This is a genomic window from Streptomyces sp. NPDC096176 (assembly GCF_044763255.1).
Classification (GTDB): Bacteria; Actinomycetota; Actinomycetes; order Streptomycetales; family Streptomycetaceae; genus Streptomyces.
Window position 1 is genome coordinate 122,948 of record NZ_JBIWFV010000012.1, and the last position, 18,810, is coordinate 141,757.

Here is an 18,810-nt window from a genome sequence, read left to right on the forward strand (position 1 = left end):
ACGACGAGCAGGAGGACGAGGCACAGCAGCAGGATCTGCAGCCACTCGGGGAGGAACGCGACGACGCCGTCGAAGATGTGCTTGGCGATCGACGCCTGCGGCTGACCGGTTTCCCTGCCGAGATCCCCCTGTGCTGTTGACGTGCCCCTGATCGAAAACGCAGCTGTCAGCGGGCTTCGAGCGCGCGTTCACCGGCAATGCGCATCGCCCCCAAGGGGGCGGGGGAACGGCCTGTCATCTGCTCGACCTGGAGCACCGCCTGGTGGACCAGAAGATCGAGACCGCCGACCACCGTTCCGTTCCTGCCGGCCCACGCGGCGGCGAGGGCGGTGGGCCACGGCTCGTAAAGGACGTCGAAGAGCGTGCCGGGCGCCTCGGGCACCTCGGCCGCCAGCGCGTCCGTGGTTCCCGCCGGGGTGGTGGCGACGACCAGCGGCGCGTGCAGGGCCTCGTCGGCCTCCGCCCAGTCCGCGATCCGGACGTCGACGCCGAGCCGGTCGCCCCAGCCCCGCATCTCGTCCGCGCGGGCAGCGCTGCGGACGTAAGCGGTGACCGGGCCGGAGCACAACTGGGAGAGCGCGGCGAGCGCGGAGGACGCGGTCGCACCGGCGCCCAGGACCGCGGCGGAGTCCACCGTGTCCACGCCGCGCTCACGCAGCGCGGAGACCATGCCGGGGATGTCGGTGTTGTCACCGACGCGGCGCCCGTCCTCGGTGAAGACCACCGTGTTGACTGCCTCCACGGACGCCGCGGTGTCGCTGATCCCGTCGAGCAGCGGGATGATCGCCCGCTTGAGCGGCATGGTCAGCGACAGCCCGGCCCAGGAGGCGTCGAGCCCGGCCACGAACCCGGGCAGGGCCGCCTCGTCGACCTCGAAACGGTCGTAGGACCAGTCGTCGAGGCCGAGTTCGGCGTAGGCGGCGCGGTGCAGGACCGGCGAGAGGGAGTGCTCGATGGGCGAGCCCAGCACTGCCGCGCGGCGGCGGGCAGGGGGCATCAATTGCCCCTCGAGGCGTTGAACTTGTCCACCAGCTTCTGGTGCTCGGCGAGCGTCTTGGCGAACTCGGTCTTCGCCATGCCGTCGGTCGCCACGAAGTAGAGCCAGCCTTCGTCCGTCGGGTTGGTTGCGGCCTCCAGGGCCACGTTGCCCGGATTGCTGATGGGGCCGGGCGTCAGGCCCCTCTGCGTGTACGTGTTGTACGGGTCCTGGTTGCTGTTGATCTCGTCCTCAGAGATGTCGATCTTGCTCTGACCCATGAGGTAGTTGAACGCGGAGTCGAACTGGAGCTTCTGGTTCGTCTCGGTGTTGCTCGGCTTGAGACGGTTGTAGACGACCTCGGACATCTTGCGGAAGTCGTCGTCCGTCTTGCCCTCGACCTGGACCAGACTCGCGATGGTGAGCAGTTCCCAGGGGCTCTTGAGGCCGAGGCCCTTGGCCTTCGACTCCAGACCGGCCTTCGTGTACTCCTGGTTCGCGCGGGCCACCATCTTCTTGAGTATCTCCTCGGGCTTCTCGCCCTTGGACACGGGATAGGCGGCCGGGAAGAGGAAGCCTTCCAGGGGGTCTTTGACGTCCTTGTGGTTCTTGGCCCAGTCGGGCAGACCGAGGCCGTCCGCGTTCGCCTCGGCGGCCTTCTCGGTCGTGCCGGCCTTGAGCTTCAGCCGCTCGTCGATCTGCTTGTAGACGACGGCGTTGCGCCTGCCCTCGGCCACGACCAGGTTGTTGTGGCTGGCCGGGTCGAGCATCGACTCGACCGCGCTCTTCGCCGACTGCTCCTTCTTCAGGAGGTAGACGCCCTCCTGGATCGCGACACCCTTCGGGTTCTCGGTCTGGGCGGAAACGAACGCGTCAATGCTCTTGACGACGCCCTTCTCCTTGAGGATGGCGCCGATCTCGTTCCCGGTGGCGCCCTTGGGAATCGTCACCTCGACGGTCGTGGCGATGCCCGTGCCCTCGAAGTCCGGAGCATCGCCGAACTGGCCCTGCCAGAACTGGTATCCGAAGTAGCCGACGGCGCCGAGCCCCCCGGCGAGGACCGCCGCGACGACGAGGCAGGCCAGGCCGTTGCGGCTCTTCTTCTTGCCCTTGCCACGGCGGTCGCGACCGCCGCTGCGCCGCTCGCGTGGTTCGTCGTCACGGCCGTCGTCGTCACGGCCGTCGCCGCGGCCGTCGTCGCCGGTGAAGAAGGGGTGGGTCTCCTCCTGCGCCGCCTCCGCGTCCCAGTCGGTGACGGGCTCCGGCTCGGGGCGGCGGCTCGGGGGCTGCTGCGGCGGGTAGGCCTCGGGAGTGCCGTAGTGGTCGGCCTCCTGCCGGCCGGCGTAACCGCCGGGCTCACCGCCGTACGTGGTGGACGGGTCCTCGCCGTACGGCACGGCCGACTGCCGGCCCGTGTCCCAGCCGGCGTCGTACTGATGCTGATGCTGCTGCTGGTGCGGGTCCTGGTACTGCTGCTGCTGACCAGACTGCTGGTGCCCATACTGCTGACCGGACTGCTGGTACGGATCCTGCTGACCGGACTGCTGGTACGGATCCTGGTACGCGTCGTGCGGGCCGCCGTACTGCTGCGACTGCTGCTGGTACGGGTCCTGGTACTGCTGACCGCCCTGCGGGTAGTGCTGCTGCGCCTGCTCCGCGTAGGGATCGTGACCAGGCGCGGCCTGCCGACCTTCCCATCCCTGGTCCCCGTACAACGGGTCCTCGGGATGCCACGGTTCGGAGCCGGGGCCCCGGCCATACTCAGTCATCGATCCCCTAGGGCCGCGAGACGGCGCGGAGCGATCCGCCTCATTTCTGTGCGGCGGCTGTTCGAACACCGCCGCATCGCGCGGAACGTTACCGTATCGCGATCAGACAATCGTTTCGACGCCCTCGCCTGGCGGAGCCCCGGACGCCCGTTCGGACTCCAGAGCGTTCTGGAGGATCACCACAGCGGCAGCCTGGTCGATGACGGACCGGCCCTTTTTGGACTTCACGCCCGAAGCGCGCAGGCCCTGCGTGGCTGTGACTGTGGTCATCCTCTCGTCGACCAGCCGGACCGGGATCGGCTTGATGCCCTGAGCGAGCACCTGGGCGAAGCTCCGGATCTTCTTGGCCGCCGGCCCTTCCCGACCGCTCAGTGAGCGGGGCAGGCCGACCACGACCTCGATCGGCTCGTACTCCTCGACGAGTTGCCGCAGCCGTCGGTGGGCGGCCGGGACGTCGCGTCCCGGCACGGTCTCCACCGGCGTCGCGAGGAGCCCGTCGGGGTCGCACGAGGCGACCCCGATCCGGGCGTCACCGACGTCGATCGCGAGACGGCGGCCCCTGCGCATGGCGGTCGTCACGCCGTCTCGGCGACGAGGCGCTCGACGGCGGCCACGGCGTCGCCGATGGCGTCCGGGTTCTGGCCGCCGCCCTCGGCGTAGAACGGGGTGCGGTCGAGGACGACCTCGACCTCGTCGCCCTCGGAGGCGGCCGGGGAGGACACTCCGTCCACGAGCAGGCCGACGACGGTCGACTCGCCTTCGGTGGAGCTGTACCCGGTGAACTCGGTGATGCCGGAGTTGTCGGCGACCTCGCGGTAGGCGGACAGATTGGCGTGGCCGGTCTTCTTGGCCTTGGCATCGGCCTTGGCCCTGTCCCGCTGCTCCTTCATCAGGCGGCGGAAGCCGTCCTCGTCGACGGACAGGCCCTGCTCGGCGGCCATTTCGAGGGTGAGGTCGATCGGGAAGCCCCAGGTGTCGTGGAGCAGGAACGCCTTGTCGCCGGACAGGACCGTGCCGCCGGCGGACTTGGTCTCGGTGACGGCGGTGTCGAGGATGTTGGTGCCGCCCTTGAGGGCCTTGAGGAAGGCAGCCTCCTCGGCGAGGGCGACGGTCTCGATCCGCTTGCGGTCGGTGACCAGCTCCGGGTACTGCAGGCCCATCGTGTCGATCACGACGTCGACCAGGTCCTTGACGACCGGGCCGGTGGCGCCCATCAGGCGCATGTTGCGGATGGCGCGGCGCATGATGCGGCGCAGGACGTAGCCGCGGCCCTCGTTGCCGGGGGTGACGCCATCGCCGATGAGCATCGTGGAGGTGCGAATGTGGTCGGCGACCACACGCAGCGAGACGTCGGTGTCGTGCTTGTCGCCGTAGCGCACACCCGTGAGCTCGGTGGCCTTGTCCATGACGACGCGCAGGGTGTCGGTCTCGTACATGTTCTGCACGCCCTGCAGGATCATGGCGAGGCGCTCGAGACCGAGACCGGTGTCGATGTTCTTGCTCGGCAGGTCGCCGAGGATCGGGAAGTCCTCCTTGCCGTCGCCGGCGCCGCGCTCGTACTGCATGAAGACCAGGTTCCAGATCTCCACGTAGCGCTCGTCGTTGACGGCGGGGCCGCCCTCCTCGCCGAACTCGGGACCGCGGTCGTAGTTGATCTCGGAGCAGGGGCCGCAGGGGCCGGGGACGCCCATCGACCAGAAGTTGTCCTTCTTGCCGAGGCGCTGGATGCGCTCGGCGGGCACGCCGATGACGTCGCGCCAGATCTGCTCGGCCTCGTCGTCGTCGAGGTAGACCGTGATCCAGAGCTTCTCCGGGTCGAGGCCGTAACCGCCCTTGTCCTGGGGGCTGGTGAGCAGCTCCCAGGCAAGCTTGATGGCGCCTTCCTTGAAGTAGTCACCGAAGGAGAAGTTGCCGCACATCTGGAAGAACGTGCCGTGCCGGGTGGTCTTGCCGACCTCTTCGATGTCCGGCGTGCGCACGCACTTCTGCACGCTGGTCACGCGCGGGGCGGGCGGCTTGACCTCACCGAGGAAGTAGGGCTTGAAGGGCACCATGCCCGCGGGGACGAGGAGCAGAGTCGGGTCGTCCGCGATGAGCGACGCCGAAGGGACGACGGTGTGCCCGCGCTCCTCGAAGAAGCTCAGCCAGCGGCGGCGGATTTCAGCCGACTCCATCAGTGGTCCTCATTCCGGTTGTACGAATGCTCGCCGTTCGGCTCTTCGCCGGACGAGTGCTCGGTGTTCGAATGCTTGTCGTGTGACGTCTTGCCGTGCAGATACCTGAGCTGCGCGGGCTCGTTCCGGCCCACCGCGGCCCTGCCCCGCTGTGCGGGAAGCTCGCGTCCGGGCGTCGCGTGCAGGCCCAGCACTTCGGCGAGTTCACCCTCGCGCTGTGCCATGGAGGAGCGGACGTCGAGCGCGAAGTCCTTGAGCCGGTGGCCCGCGTCGACCGCCTTGTTCGCGGCCTGCGCCGCAAGGCTCTCCGGGGTGAGCTGCTTGAGCTTGCGGTTGACCTTGGTGGTGGCCCACACCCCGGCTGCTGCGCCGGCGGTGAACCAGAACGTGCGGCGGAACATCGTTCTCAGCCCTTCCGGTTCCTGCGCCGGGCACCCGGCACAGTGCGGCCGACGATCACGGAGCCGCGCGACGGCGCCGCGGGCTTGTCGTCGCTCTTGCGGCTCATCGCGCGGCGTACGCCGTATCCGAAGGCGGCGACCTTGACCAGCGGGCCTCCGAAGGTGGACGCGACCGTCGTGGAGAGGGCCGAGGCGTTGGACGTCACTTCCTGGACGTCGGTCGCGATGGCGTCGACCCGGTCGAGCTGAGTCTGCGCCGAGCGCACCGTCGCAGAGGCGTCGGCCAGCAGGGGCACGGCCTGTTCCGTCACGTTCGCCACGAGTTCGGTGGTCGCCCTGAGCGTCTGGGCCAGCCTCGCCAGCACCACGGCGAGGAAGGAGACCAAGATCGCCCAGAAGACGGCCACCAGAATCCCGGCAACCTCTCCACCGGTCACTGCGCACCGCTCTCTGCTCGTCTTCGGGTACTCGAGAAATCGTCTCCGAGCCTATCGCGCCCCAGGCGGCGGCCCGTACCGCATTACCGGTGCACAGCCCGGAAGCCGACCCGGGCAGACTGTACGCAGTGCTTACGTGCGAGTACTCTGCGTTCCCTATGCGACACCGTCACACCAACCTCCCCGCCGAACTGAACCGGTTCGTGGGCCGTGCCGACGAACTGGCCGCGCTCCGCGGCGCTCTGGACGAGGCCCGGCTGGTCACCGTCGTGGGGGCGGGCGGAGTGGGCAAGTCCCGCCTCGCGCTGCACGCCGCGGCGGCCGTGCAGAATCGGTACGGCGACGGTGTGCGGCTCTGTGACCTGTCGCTGCTTCGCGACCCCGATCTGATCGCCCATGCTCTCGCGGAGGCGCTCGGCATCACCGACCACACCAGAAGACCACCGCGCGATGTCGTGCTCGCTCATCTCTCCGCACGTCGCCTGCTCCTCGTGGTGGACGGCTTCGAGCAGATCGTCGACGCCTGCGCGGAGCTCTTACGGGACGTGCTGTGCGGCGCCCCCGGCGTTCAGGTGCTCGCCGTGGGCCGCAGGCCACTGCGGATCGACGGGGAGCAGGTGTTCCCACTGACCGCGATGGGACGGGACGACGCGGCGACGCTCTTCGCGGCCCGGGCGGCGGCCGTGCTGCCGCACTTCCGCGTCGACGACGCCGGCCGGCCCGCCGTTCTCGAACTGTGCCGGCGGCTCGACGGCATCCCGCTGGCGCTGGAACTCGCCGCGGGACGCCTGCCGGCGCTGTCCGTCGGCCAGTTGCTGCACCGGCTGGAGGATCGCTTCACGGTGCTCACCGGCGGCTTCCGCGGCGTGCTGCCGCGCCACCGGACCCTGCGCACCGCCATCGGCTGGAGCCACGAGCTGTGCACCCCCGAGGAACGGCTGCTGTGGGCACGGCTGTCCGTCTTCGCCGGGCAGTTCGACCTGGAGGCCGTCGAGTACATCTGCACCGGGCCCGAACTCCCCGAGGACGGCGCCCTGGACGTGCTCGCCGAGCTGGTCGCCCAGTCCGTGGTGCTCCGCGAGGAGACGGCCGCCGGACTGCGCTACCGGCTGCTGGACACGGTGCGTGCGTACGGGGCCGAGTGGCTGGAGGCGATCGGCGACACCGAGCGGCTCCGCCGCCGCCACCGGGACTGGTACATGGGGCTCGCCACCTGGTGCGAGCTCGAGTGGTTCAGCCCGCGCCAGGCGGAGGTGGCCGCCTGCGCCGACAGCGCGCTGCCGAACCTTCGGGCGGCGCTCGAAGTCTGCCTGGAGCGCCCGGAGGACGTACATCTCGGCCAACATCTGGCGGGCACTCTCTGGTTCCACTGGGCCGGCTGCGGCCGGATGTCCGAGGGCAGGCTTTGGCTCGACCGGTGCCTCGCCCATGAGTCCGAGCACGAGGAGTCGCGGCTCAAGGCGCTGTGGGTGCTCGGCTACGTGGCCGTCCTTCAGGGCGACTTCGCCGCGGCGGCGGGCGCACTGCATGAGTGCGGCGAGCGGGCGCACCGGGCGGGGCACCGGCTCGCCGGCGCCTACGCCGTTCACCGGAAGGGCTGTCTGGCGCTCCTCTCCGACGACATGCCCCGGGCGGAGGCGCTGCTGCGATCGGCCCTCGCCTCGTACGAGGACGCGGGCGAGCTGAACAGCAACGTGCTGATGGGCCGGGTCGAGCTGGCCATGAGTCTCGTCTTCCAGGACCGACTGGACGCCGCGGTCGCCCTGTGCGAGGAGGTCAGGCTCGTCTGCGAGGACCGCGGCGAGCGCTGGACCCGCTCGTACGCGCTCTATGTGCTGGCGTACGCGGCCTGGACGGCCGGAGAACACGGCAGGGCTCGCGAGCTGCTCGCCGAGTGCATCGTCATCGACCACACGTTCAACGACCTCGTGGGGCTGGTGCTCGCCCTCGAGCTGCTGGCTCTTGTGACGGCGAGCCAGGGCGACCCGGCGGAGGCGGCGGTCCTTCAGGGGGCGGCGGCCCCGGTGTGGACGTCCGTGGGACTGCCGCTGTTCGGCTCCGGCCGTTTCGGCGCACCGCGCGCGCTGTGCGAGGAACGGACGATCGCCCTGCTCGGGGCCGAGCGGCAAGAGGCCTGCGTACAGGAGGGGAACGGGCTCTCCCTCGAGGCGGCGGTGCGGCGCGCCCTCGCGGCGCCGAAACCGCCGAGGCCCGGGCCGGTCGGCCGGCAGCGCGTCCACCCCCAGGAAACGCGGCAACCCGCCGACTCTCCCACCGCGAGCGGCGGGGAGTCGGCGGGCTGAGGCGCTCTGAGCGACTACTGCTCCCGGCTGCAGCCGGGAGCGGCCCCCAAGATCAGCGGGCGTAGTACTCGACGACCAGCTGCTCGTCGCAGATGACCGGAACTTCCTTGCGCTGCGGGTCACGGTCCAGGCGGAACGCCAGGGCCTTGAGGTTGACCTGCAGGTAGCGCGGGGTCTCGCCGTCGGCCGCGAAGCCACCCTCACGGGCGACCTGGAACAGCGGCTTCTCGCGGGAGCGCTCGCGGACCATCACGACGTCGTCGGGACGGACGCGGAACGACGGCTTGTCGACCTTGCCACCGTTGACCTCGATGTGGCCGTGGACGACCATCTGACGAGCCTGGTAGATGGTGCGGGCGATGCCCGAACGCAGGACCAGGGCGTCGAGACGGCGCTCGAGCTCGATGACCAGCGCCTCGCCGGTCTTGCCCTCGGCCTTCTTGGCGCGGTCGTAGGCGCGCGCCATCTGCTTCTCGCTGATGTCGTACTGCGCACGCAGGCGCTGCTTCTCGAGCAGACGGACCTTGTAGTCCGAGTTCTGCTTGCGGCCACGGCCGTGCTCGCCCGGCGGGTAGGGGCGGGCTTCGAAGTACTTGACGGCCTTCGGCGTCAGCGCGATACCGAGCGCGCGAGACTTCTTGACCTTGGGACGCGACTGGTTAGGCACGTTCTCCAGACCTCCATTGTAGGTTAGGTTAGGCTCACCTTACTCAAGGAGATCGCATGTCTCGCCCTGGGAACACCAAGCGCATCACGGACAGCACAGAGAACACCGACGCTTCTGCGAGCATCGAGGTGACGGAGGTCCGATCAGCTCATGGTCAGCCGCGTCCCAGCGGGCTTGAAATCACTCGGATGCCGTCAGCAGCCGAGCGCACACGAACTCTCGTACAGAGTACATGCTCGGCGGTACTGCTCGTTTCCGGGGTGGAAGGCGCCCGGCCCGAGCAGCTGAGCCCACAGGCCCGCGCGGTCGGCACCGACGGCGAAGTCTTCCTGCTCTTCCCGGCCGACTCCCCCGCCGTCCGGGCCGCCACACACGCGCAGGACGACGAGCTGCCGGCCGTCCTGGAGATCACCGACGTCGCGCCGGTCGCCGTGCCCAACCGTATCCGGGGACGCGCCTGGGTCACCGGCTGGCTGACCTGCGTGCCCGGCCTCGCGACGGAGCCGGGCTTCATGATGCTGCGCCTGGAACTCAAAGAGGCGAACGTCGACGACCTGTGGGGCGCCGCGCACGTGGAGCCCGAGGCGTTCACGGGCGCCTCGGTCGACCCCCTCGTCGCCCACGAGACCGAACTGCTGCAGCACCTGCACTCCGCGCACAGCGAGCAGGTGCAGGCGCTGGGCTCGCTGCTGGGGGAAAGCGGAGGCGACGAGGCAGGGACCGAGGAAGAGCAGCGGGCGGTGCCGCTGGCGCTGGACAGGTTCGGCCTACGGGTGCGGTTCACCGGGAAGCGCACCTTCGACGTGCGCTTCGACTTCCCCACGCCGGTACGGGACGTCACCGAACTGCGCCGCGCGATGCACACCCTCTTCGAGGCTGCGTCGTACTGAACGGGGCGGGCTGCGCGATCGCCGGGCCCTGGTCCTGCAAGGTGAGAATCAGCCGTCCTCGCCGCGCAGCCGCTCCCGCACCTTCTCCACCACGTCCGCGTACCGCGCCTCCGCGCCGTATCGCGTCGGCTCGTAGTAGCGCCTGCCGTGCACCGCGTCCGGCGCGTACTGCTGCGCGGCGATACCGCCCGGGACGTCGTGCGGATACACATATCCCTGGGCGTGGCCGAGCTTGGCCGCGCCTTTGTAGTGGCCGTCGCGCAGGTGCGGCAGGACCGGGCCTGCCAGGCCGTTGCGCACGTCCTGCTGGGCGGCGGAGATCGCCGTCGTCGCCGCGTTCGACTTGGGGGCGAGCGCCAGCGCGATGGTGGCGTGGCTGAGGGTGAGCGCCGCCTCCGGGAAGCCGATCATGGCAACGGCCTGCGCCGCGGCCACGGCGGTCGGCAGGGCGGTCGGATCGGCCAGCCCGATGTCCTCGCTCGCCGAGATCATCAGCCGCCGGGCGATGAACCGCGGGTCCTCCCCCGCCTCGATCATCCGCGCCAGGTAGTGCAGCGCGGCATCCACGTCGGAGCCGCGGATCGACTTGATGAGCGCGCTGGCCACGTCGTAGTGCTGGTCGCCGTCGCGGTCGTACTTCACCGCCGCACGATCGACGGTCTCCTCGACGGTCTGGAGCGTGATCTCGCCCTCGCCCTTGTCGAGCGCAGCGCCGGCGGCGGCCTCCAGGGCCGTCAGTGCCCGGCGGGCGTCGCCGCCGGCGATCCTCAGCAGATGGGCCTCGGCGTCCTCGGGCAGCGACACGGCGCCGCCGAGCCCCCGGTCCTCGGCGAGCGCACGCCGCAGCAGGCCGCGGACGTCGTCGTCGGTCAGCGACTCCAGCGTGAGCAGCAGGGAGCGGGAGAGCAGCGGGGAGATCACCGAGAAGTACGGATTCTCCGTGGTGGCGGCGATCAGGGTCACCCAGCGGTTCTCGACCGCGGGCAGCAGGGAGTCCTGCTGGGCCTTGGAGAAACGGTGGATCTCGTCGAGGAAGAGGACGGTGTCCTTGCCGAAGCCGCCCGAGGCGCGCCGGGCGCCGTCGATGACCGCGCGGACCTCCTTGACGCCGGCGGTGATCGCGGAGAGCTCGACGAAACGCTTGTTGGTCGCCTTGGAGACGACGTAGGCCAGGGTGGTCTTGCCGGTGCCCGGCGGACCCCAGAGGATCACGGAGGAGGCCCCGGCCGGTCCCGGCCCGCCCTCGCCGACGAGCCGGCGCAGCGGCGATCCGGGCTTGAGCAGATGCTGCTGACCGACCACCTCGTCCAGGGTGCGCGGGCGCATCCGAACGGCCAGGGGGCTGCTGGTCGGGTCCTTCTCCTGGCGTTCTTCGGCTGCGGCGGTAAACAGGTCGGGCTCCACGCTGTGCAGCCTATGTCAGCCCACTGACATCGCCGGATCCGGTCAGCCGGTCCAGAAGTCCCACCAGCGGGTCAGGATCAGCATGCCGATCACGCCCGTGTGCACAACGGGCAGGACCCAGGTGAACTCGTCGAGGAAGCCGCGCAGCCAGGCCGGGGCCGGCAGCAGTCCGTGGCGGATGTTGTGCGAGGTCACGTACCAGAACATGAAGATCGTGGCGACCCAGGCCAGACAGCACCACAGGCACAGGGCGTTGATCTCGTACAGCGACTGGTACTGGAGCCAGGTGCAGAAGCCGACGCCGAAGAGCGTGCCGGCGTTGAGGCCGAGCCAGTACCAACGGCGGTAGCGGGCGCCAGCGAGGAGGCCCATGCCGATGGCGATCACCATGCCGTAGGTGACCAGGCCCAGCATCGGATTGGGGAAACCGAAGACGGCGGCCTGGTCGCTCTCCATGATGTTGCCGCACGAGACGACAGGGTTGAGGCTGCATCCCGGTGTGAACCCGGGGTCCTCCAGCAGCTTGAACTTGTCGATCGTGATGACCCACGCGGCGAGAAGCCCGGCGGCACCGGTGATCACCAGCAGCCAGGCGAGGCCCTTGCTGCCGCCGACCGTGCGCGCGCCGGGCGCCTCGTGGTCGGTGGACACGTCGCTGGCCGCTGAACTCGTCATATCGCCGTTCCATCTCCGGGGGCTGCTGAGGTCACGGTCATTGTGCCGCACCGGCACAGGCCCGCTCCGTCCGCCTCGGACAAGGAACACCCGAAAGCGGTGGCCGGCCACCCGCACAACAGCGAAGGGCCCCGGAGCAGTTGATCACCCCGGGGCCCCCTGCCGCTGCGTGTCAGGCCAGCTTGTTCCGCATCTCGTCGACCAGCTCGGCCAGCGCCACGGGCGCCTGCTCACCGGACTCCATGTCCTTGAGCTGGACGACGCCTTCGGCGAGATCGCGTTCACCGGCGACGATCGTGTACCGGGCACCGCTGCGGTTGGCGTTCTTCATCGCGCCCTTGAGGCCCTTCCCGCCGTACGAGAAGTCCGCGGCGACGCCCGCCTTGCGCAGCTCGGTCACGACGCCGAACAGCACGCGCCGCGCCTCTTCCCCCAGCGGGACCGCGTACACGCTGGTGGCGGCCGGGATGTCGAGCTCGACACCCTCCGCCTCCAGGGCCAGAACCGTGCGGTCCACGCCGAGCGCCCAGCCGACGGAGGGCAGCGCAGGGCCGCCGATCATCTCGGACAGGCCGTCGTAGCGGCCGCCGCCGCCCACCGCGGACTGCGAGCCGAGGCCGTCGTGGACGAACTCGAAGGTCGTGCGCGTGTAGTAGTCGAGACCGCGCACCAGCTTCTCGTCGTCCTCGAAGGCGACACCCGCGGCGCCCAGCAGCTCGCGCACCTGCTCGTGGTACGCCTTGCACGCGTCGCACAGGTAGTCGCGCAGCATCGGGGCGCCGGTCAGCTGCTTCTGCACCGCGTCGCGCTTGTCGTCCAGAACCCGCAGCGGGTTGATCTCGATACGGCGGCGGGTGTCCTCGTCGAGGTCGAGGTCGCGCAGGAAGGTCTGCAGCGCCTCGCGGTAGACGGGACGGCACTCCTTGTCGCCCAGGGAGTTCAGCAGGATGCGGAAGTTCCGCAGGCCGAGCGCGCGGTACGCCTGGTCGGCGAGGATGATCAACTCGGCGTCCAGCGCCGGGTCCTCGGCGCCGATCGCCTCTGCACCGACCTGGGAGAAGTGCCGGTAGCGGCCCGCCTGCGGCCGTTCGTAGCGGTAGTACGAGCCCGAGTACCAGAGCTTCACGGGCAGGTTGCCGGCCTTGTGGAGGTTGGCCTCCAGCGCCGCGCGCAGGACGGACGCCGTGCCCTCGGGACGCAGCGCGAGCTTGTCGCCGCCCTTGGTCTCGAAGGCGTACATCTCCTTGGTGACGATGTCGGTGGACTCACCGACACCGCGCGCGAAGAGTTCCACGTTCTCGAAGCCGGGCGTTTCGATGTAGCCGTAGCCGGAGTTCTTCAACGGAGTGGAGATCGCGTCGCGGACCGCGAGGTACGTCGCGGACCGCGGCGGGATCAGGTCGTACGTGCCCTTGGGGGCCTGGAAGGTACTCACGTGAGAAGTCTCGTCACATTCCTCGTCGGGGAGCGGGCGAAACGCTCCCGAGGCCGGCGGCCACCTCGCGCAGATACGGGTTGGTGGCGCGCTCGCGGCCGATGGTCGTCTGGGGGCCGTGGCCGGACAGCACCACGGTCGAGTCGTCGAGCGGCAGGCACACCCGTGCCAGCGACTCGAGCATCTCGTCCATGTCGCCGCCGGGCAGGTCCGTGCGTCCGATGGAGCCGGCGAACAGCAGGTCGCCCGAGAAGAAGACGGACGGAACGTCCGCCGACTCGGGCATCTTGAAGGTCACCGACCCCTTGGTATGGCCGGGCGCGTGCGAGACGGAGAAATCGAGACCGGCCAGGCTCAGCGCCGCGCCGTCGGTGAGCTCCTTGACGTCGTCGGGCTCCCCGACCGTGATCTCGCCCATGAGCGGCATCCCGATGCTGCGTCCGAGAGCCTTCTCCGGATCGCTCATCATGTAGCGGTCCGAGGGATGGATCCAGGCCGGCACGTCGTGGGCCCCGCACACGGGAACGACGGAGGCGACGTGGTCGATGTGCCCGTGGGTGAGGACGACGGCGACAGGCTTGAGCCGATGCTTCTTCAGCGCGTCCTCGACACCCTCGGCGGCCTGGTGGCCCGGGTCGATGATCACGCACTCCTCGCCTGCGGCGGGGGCGACCAGGTAGCAGTTGGTGCCCCAGGCCCCGGCGGGGAACCCGGCAATAAGCACGATCGTCCTCAGTTCGGTCGTCGTCGGACAGCTGCCTCACATCGATTGCAGCAGATCAGAGCCTACCGGCGCTGCTCATCACACAGCCAACCCGTATACGGTACGGGCAGGCTCGGCGGTTATCACTACGCGACGTATTCGAAACGTACAAGGAGAAGACCCGGTGGTCAGCAGCGATCAGCGGCGGCGGCAGCTCGCCAGGGAGAAGTTCGAGCGCCAGCAGCAGCGTCGGGAGCAGGCACGTCACAAGGCCAGGCGGCGCAACACGATCATCGCGTCGGCGCTCGCCGTGGTGCTCGCCGCCGGCGGCGCCGTCTACGCGATGGGCCTCACCGGTGGCAAGAAGGACGACGCGGCACCGCTCGACGTCCCGCCGAGCTCCTCCCCGTCGGAGAGCAAGGCGCCCGAGCCGGCCATGTCGATCGACAAGAAGGCCAAGTACACCTACGCGCTCAAGACCACCCAGGGTGCGATCTCGATCGCCATGGACGCCGCGAAGACGCCGCACACGGTGAACTCGTTCAAATCGCTGGCGGACAAGGGCTACTTCGACGGCACGAAGTGTCACCGCCTGACCACACAGGGCATCTTCGTGCTGCAGTGCGGCGACCCGAAGGGCGACGGCACCGGCGGCCCCGAGTACACCATCCCCGACGAGAACCTGAACGGTCTCGGCAAGCCGGGCGCCGACGGCTCGGTCACATACAAGGCGGGCACGGTGGCGATGGCCAATACCGGCCAGCCGAACTCGGGCGGCAGCCAGTTCTTCCTCGTCTACAAGGACAGCAAACTGCCCCCCGCCTATACGCCGTTCGGCACCATGGACGCCAAGAGCCTGAAGGTCGTGCAGGGTGTGGGCAAGGCCGGGGTCCAGGGAGGCGCACCGGACGGGGCGCCGAAGAAGGCCGTCACCTTGCAGAAGGCAACGGTCACAAAGGTGTGAGCCGGGCAATTTCGGCCGCGCTGAGTGCGGACAGCCGGGCGGCCGGTCGCCTAGATTGGCGTTGTGCAGCGCGCTGCATTCGCGTTGTGAGGGGCGGGCGAGGCCCGTCCAGGAAACTGTGGACGATGCCCGGGGGGACGAACCCTCGCCGGCATCAGGTTGAGGAGGCGCTGTGAGCAGCGACCCGTGGGGCCGTGTCGACGAGACGGGCACCGTGTACGTGCGAACTGCCGAGGGCGAGCAGGTCGTCGGATCGTGGCAGGCCGGGACTCCGGAGGAGGCTCTGGCCTACTTCGAGCGCAAGTACGAGGGCCTGGTGGTCGAGATCGGCCTCCTCGAGCGGCGGGTGAAGACGACCGACCTGTCGGCGAAGGACGCCCAGGCCGCCATCGACCATCTGCGTCAGCAGGTGGACGAGCACCATGCGGTGGGTGACCTCGACGCGCTGCGGGTACGGCTCGACGCGCTGGTGGCGACGGTCGAGAAGCGTCGCGAGGAGCGCAAGGCCCAGAGGGCGAAGCAGAACGACGAGGCGCGGCAGGCCAAGGAGAAGCTGGTCACCGAGGCCGAGGAGCTGGCGCAGAGCGAGCAGTGGCGGGCCGCCGGCGAGCGGCTGCGCGCGCTGGTGGACACCTGGAAGGGCCTGCCCCGGCTCGACCGGAAGTCGGACGACGAGCTGTGGCACCGCTTCTCGCACGCGCGCTCCGCGTTCTCCAAGCGCCGCAAGGCGCACTTCGCCTCGCTGGACGCCCAGCGCGAGGACGCGCGCCAGACCAAGGAGAAGCTGGTCGCCGAGGCCGAGTCGCTCTCCGGGTCCACGGACTGGGGTGTGACCGCGGCCCGCTACCGCGATCTGATGACCCAGTGGAAGGCCGCGGGCCGTGCGCAGCGCGAGGCGGAGGACGATCTGTGGAACCGCTTCCGCGGCGCGCAGGATGTCTTCTTCGCGGCGCGCAGCGGGGTGTTCGCCGAGCGGGACGCCGAGCAGGCGGAGAACCTCAAGCTCAAGGAGGAACTCGCCACCGAGGCCGAGAAGCTGGTGCCGGTGACCGACCTCAAGGCCGCCCGGGCCGCCTTCCGTTCGATCAATGAGCGCTGGGAGGCCATCGGCCATGTGCCGCGCGACGCCCGGCCCAAGGTCGAGGGCCGGATGCACGCGGTGGAGCGGGCTCTTCAGGAGTCCGAGGAGAACGAGTGGCGCCGTACGAACCCGGAGGCGCGTGCGCGTGCCGAGGGTCTGACGGGTCAGCTGCAGGCGGCCGTCGACAAGCTGCGCGGGCAGATCGACACGGCTCGCTCGCAGGGCAACAACGCCCGCGCCGACAAGCTGGCCAAGGAGCTCGAGGGCCGTCAGGCGCTGCTGGACCAGGCGTTGAAGGGTCTGCAGGAGTTCGGCGGCTAGTTCTTTCGCCGCAGCTCATGACGGAGGGGCTCCCCGCAGGTGGCGGGGAGCCCCTTCGTCATGCTGTGCGCGCGTCCGTCAGGGCCGTCGCGCCGAGGTCACGCGATAGACGTCGTACACGCCCTCCACGCCCCGAACGGCCTTCAGGACATGGCCGAGGTGTTTGGGGTCGCCCATCTCGAAGGTGAAGCGCGAGGTGGCCACCCGGTCGCGGGAGGTCTGCACGGCCGCCGACAGGATGTTGACGTGCTGGTCGGACAGGACCCGGGTCACGTCGGACAGCAGGCGCGAGCGGTCGAGTGCCTCGACCTGAATGGCGACGAGGAAGACCGACGACTGCGTCGGCGCCCACTCGACGTCGAGGATCCGTTCGGGCTGCTGCGACAGCGAGTCGACGTTGACGCAGTCCGCGCGGTGCACCGACACGCCGCTGCCGCGGGTGACGAAGCCGATGATCGGGTCGCCCGGCACCGGCGTACAACAGCGGGCCAGCTTGACCCACACGTCCTCGACGCCCTTGACCACCACGCCGGGGTCGGCGTTGTTGCGGCGCTTGCTGCGGCTGTGCGAGGGCGGAGTGGACTCGGCGATGTCCTCGTTGGCGGCTTCCTCGCCGCCGAGGGCCTGCACCAGCTTCTGGACGACGCCCTGTGCGGCGACGTGCCCCTCCCCGATCGCCGCGTACAGGGAGGAGATGTCGGGGTAGCGCATCTCGTGTGCCAGGGTGACCAGGGAGTCCCCGGTGAGGATGCGCTGGATCGGCAGGTTCTGCTTGCGCATGGCCCGCGCGATGGAGTCCTTGCCCTGCTCGATGGCCTCGTCGCGGCGCTCCTTGGAGAACCAGGCGCGGATCTTGTTGCGCGCCCGCGGCGACTTGACGAAGCCCAGCCAGTCGCGGGAGGGGCCCGCGCCCTCGGCCTTGGACGTGAAGACCTCGACCAGGTCGCCGTTGTCGAGGGTCGACTCGAGCGGTACGAGCCGCCCGTTGACCCGTGCGCCTATGGTGCGGTGGCCCACTTCGGTGTGCACGGCGTAGGCGAAGTCGACGGGCGTGGCGCCCGCGGGGAGCGCTATCACGTCGCCCTTGGGCGTGAAGACGAAGACCTCGTTGCGCGACAGGTCGAAGCGCAGGGACTCCAGGAACTCCCCGGGGTCCTCCGTCTCCTTCTGCCAGTCCAGCAACTGCCGCAGCCAGGCCATGTCGTTGACGGTGTCCTGCCCGGCGGTGCCCTTGCCGGCCTTGGGAACGTCCGTGCGGATCTTGGACGCGCCTGCGACGGTCTCCTGCTTGTACTTCCAGTGCGCCGCGATGCCGTACTCGGCGCGGCGGTGCATGTCGAAGGTGCGGATCTGCAGTTCGACGGGCTTGCCGTTGGGGCCGATGACCGTCGTGTGCAGCGACTGGTACATGTTGAACTTGGGCATCGCGATGTAGTCCTTGAACCGGCCAGGGACCGGATTCCATCGCGCGTGCACCGTGCCGAGTGCCGCGTAGCAGTCGCGGACCGTGTCCACGAGGACGCGGATGCCCACCAGGTCGTAGATCTCCGCGAAGTCACGGCCGCGGACGATCATCTTCTGGTAGACGCTGTAGTAGTGCTTCGGGCGGCCGGTGACGGTCGCCTTGATGCGGGCGGCGCGCAGGTCGGACTGGACCTCGTCGGTCACTATGGCGAGATACTCGTCGCGTTTGGGCGCCCGTTCGGCGACGAGGCGGACGATCTCGTCGTACATCTTGGGGTAGAGGATCGCGAACGCGAGGTCCTCCAGCTCCCACTTGATGGTGTTCATGCCGAGGCGATGGGCCAGCGGCGCATAGATCTCGAGGGTCTCGCGGGCCTTCTTCTCCTGCTTCTCCCGCTTGAGGTAGCGCATCGTGCGCATGTTGTGCAGGCGGTCGGCGAGCTTGATGACCAGGACCCTCGGGTCCTTCGCCATGGCGACGACCATCTTGCGGACGGTCTCCGCCTGCGCCGCCTCGCCGAACTTGACCTTGTCGAGCTTGGTGACGCCGTCGACCAGCAGCGCCACGGAGTCGCCGAAGTCGCGCCGCAGCTGCTCCAGGCCGTACTCGGTGTCCTCGACCGTGTCGTGCAGCAGTCCGGCCATCAGCGTCGCCGGGTCCATGCCGAGCTCGGCGAGGATGGTCGTGACCGCGAGCGGGTGCGTGATGTAGGGGTCGCCGCTCTTGCGCTTCTGGCCGCGGTGCCAGCGCTCGGCGACCTGGTAGGCGCGCTCGACCTGGCGGAGGGTGGACGTCTCGATCTTGGGGTCGTTGCTGCGCACGATCCGCAGCAGGGGCTCCAGCACCGGGTTGTACGGCGAGGAGCGCTGTACGCCCAGGCGCGCGAGCCGGGCGCGCACACGGTTCGAGGAGCCCCCGCTGCGGGACGCGGTGGGCGGCAAGGGCTTCGGCGCGGTGACGGGGACCTGACTCACTCGCTCGGGCGCGGCGGACTGCGGCCGCTGCGTCTGCTTCGGCTCGGGCGTGACAGGGGCTGCCGCGGCCTTTTCGGCCTTCTTGTCGGGCTGCGCGGCGGCGGGCTGGGCCTCGTCTGGCAAGAGCGCTCCTCGTGCGGGTCCGGGTCCCCGGTCAGGCCCGGAAAACCC

At 69.6% G+C, this 18,810-nt stretch carries 15 protein-coding genes and 1 pseudogene; 4 read left to right on the top strand and 12 right to left on the bottom strand.

Annotated elements, in window-relative coordinates; all coding sequences use genetic code 11:
* Positions 1 to 166 precede the first annotated feature (166 nt).
* The 6 genes and pseudogenes from ACIQ7Q_RS28400 to ACIQ7Q_RS28425 all read right to left on the bottom strand — a co-directional run bounded on the left by ACIQ7Q_RS28400 (position 167) and on the right by ACIQ7Q_RS28425 (position 5,757).
* Positions 167 to 997 (bottom strand): shikimate dehydrogenase, encoded by an 831-nt coding sequence (locus ACIQ7Q_RS28400; protein WP_403868029.1) that lies wholly within the window; start codon positions 995 to 997, stop codon positions 167 to 169.
* A complete protein-coding gene (mltG, locus tag ACIQ7Q_RS28405) occupies positions 997 to 2,745 on the bottom strand; it encodes an endolytic transglycosylase MltG (protein WP_403868032.1) in 1,749 nt (582 codons plus the stop codon). The genes ACIQ7Q_RS28400 and mltG overlap by 1 nt, the downstream gene beginning before the upstream one ends.
* Before the next feature lie 102 nt (positions 2,746 to 2,847).
* Complete coding sequence (gene ruvX, locus ACIQ7Q_RS28410) at positions 2,848 to 3,312, bottom strand: Holliday junction resolvase RuvX (protein ID WP_403868317.1); 465 nt, start codon at positions 3,310 to 3,312, stop codon at positions 2,848 to 2,850.
* Between the two features lie 62 nt (positions 3,313 to 3,374).
* Positions 3,375 to 4,919, bottom strand: a pseudogene (gene alaS, locus ACIQ7Q_RS28415) (alanine--tRNA ligase); the annotation flags it as partial.
* Positions 4,919 to 5,320 carry a DUF6167 family protein gene (locus ACIQ7Q_RS28420; protein ID WP_403868035.1) on the bottom strand — a complete coding sequence of 134 codons (402 nt, stop codon included), beginning with the start codon at positions 5,318 to 5,320 and terminating at the stop codon, positions 4,919 to 4,921. The pseudogene alaS and the gene ACIQ7Q_RS28420, both read right to left, overlap by 1 nt.
* Before the next feature lie 5 nt (positions 5,321 to 5,325).
* Complete coding sequence (locus ACIQ7Q_RS28425) at positions 5,326 to 5,757, bottom strand: DUF948 domain-containing protein (RefSeq protein WP_403868038.1); 432 nt, start codon at positions 5,755 to 5,757, stop codon at positions 5,326 to 5,328.
* A 158-nt stretch (positions 5,758 to 5,915) separates the two neighbouring features.
* Between ACIQ7Q_RS28425 and ACIQ7Q_RS28430 the strand changes: the two genes are divergently transcribed.
* Complete coding sequence (locus ACIQ7Q_RS28430) at positions 5,916 to 8,060, top strand: ATP-binding protein (RefSeq protein ID WP_403868041.1); 2,145 nt, start codon at positions 5,916 to 5,918, stop codon at positions 8,058 to 8,060.
* A gap of 52 nt (positions 8,061 to 8,112) precedes the next feature.
* On the opposite strand, the gene rpsD is transcribed toward ACIQ7Q_RS28430, so the two are convergent.
* Complete coding sequence (gene rpsD, locus ACIQ7Q_RS28435) at positions 8,113 to 8,727, bottom strand: 30S ribosomal protein S4 (protein ID WP_403868044.1); 615 nt, start codon at positions 8,725 to 8,727, stop codon at positions 8,113 to 8,115.
* A gap of 188 nt (positions 8,728 to 8,915) precedes the next feature.
* On the opposite strand from rpsD, the gene ACIQ7Q_RS28440 reads away from it, so the two are divergent.
* Positions 8,916 to 9,617 carry a DUF2470 domain-containing protein gene (locus ACIQ7Q_RS28440; RefSeq protein WP_403868047.1) on the top strand — a complete coding sequence of 234 codons (702 nt, stop codon included), beginning with the start codon at positions 8,916 to 8,918 and terminating at the stop codon, positions 9,615 to 9,617.
* Between the two features lie 48 nt (positions 9,618 to 9,665).
* Here the strand turns inward: ACIQ7Q_RS28440 and ACIQ7Q_RS28445 are convergent, their stop codons facing one another.
* From ACIQ7Q_RS28445 to ACIQ7Q_RS28460, 4 genes are all read right to left on the bottom strand, one after another.
* A complete protein-coding gene (locus tag ACIQ7Q_RS28445; RefSeq protein ID WP_403868051.1) occupies positions 9,666 to 11,021 on the bottom strand; it encodes a replication-associated recombination protein A in 1,356 nt (451 codons plus the stop codon).
* 42 nt (positions 11,022 to 11,063) lie between these two features.
* The gene (locus ACIQ7Q_RS28450) at positions 11,064 to 11,696 is read right to left on the bottom strand and encodes a vitamin K epoxide reductase family protein (RefSeq protein WP_403868054.1); all 633 of its coding nucleotides are present in this window, start codon (positions 11,694 to 11,696) and stop codon (positions 11,064 to 11,066) included.
* 172 nt (positions 11,697 to 11,868) lie between these two features.
* Entirely contained in the window at positions 11,869 to 13,131 is a 1,263-nt protein-coding gene (hisS, locus tag ACIQ7Q_RS28455) for a histidine--tRNA ligase (protein WP_403868057.1), read from the bottom strand.
* A gap of 13 nt (positions 13,132 to 13,144) precedes the next feature.
* Positions 13,145 to 13,855, bottom strand: a complete 711-nt coding sequence (locus ACIQ7Q_RS28460) for an MBL fold metallo-hydrolase (protein WP_356636161.1) — start codon at positions 13,853 to 13,855, stop codon at positions 13,145 to 13,147.
* Between the two features lie 163 nt (positions 13,856 to 14,018).
* Here ACIQ7Q_RS28460 and ACIQ7Q_RS28465 point away from each other — a divergent pair, with 163 nt between their 5' ends.
* Complete coding sequence (locus ACIQ7Q_RS28465; protein WP_403868061.1) at positions 14,019 to 14,798, top strand: peptidylprolyl isomerase; 780 nt, start codon at positions 14,019 to 14,021, stop codon at positions 14,796 to 14,798.
* Positions 14,799 to 14,970: 172 nt separating this feature from the next.
* A complete protein-coding gene (locus ACIQ7Q_RS28470) occupies positions 14,971 to 16,200 on the top strand; it encodes a DUF349 domain-containing protein (RefSeq protein ID WP_403868064.1) in 1,230 nt (409 codons plus the stop codon).
* Between the two features lie 78 nt (positions 16,201 to 16,278).
* Here ACIQ7Q_RS28470 and ACIQ7Q_RS28475 read toward each other — a convergent pair whose 3' ends face one another.
* Complete coding sequence (locus ACIQ7Q_RS28475; protein WP_403868320.1) at positions 16,279 to 18,639, bottom strand: RelA/SpoT family protein; 2,361 nt, start codon at positions 18,637 to 18,639, stop codon at positions 16,279 to 16,281.
* Between the last annotated feature and the right edge of the window lie 171 nt (positions 18,640 to 18,810).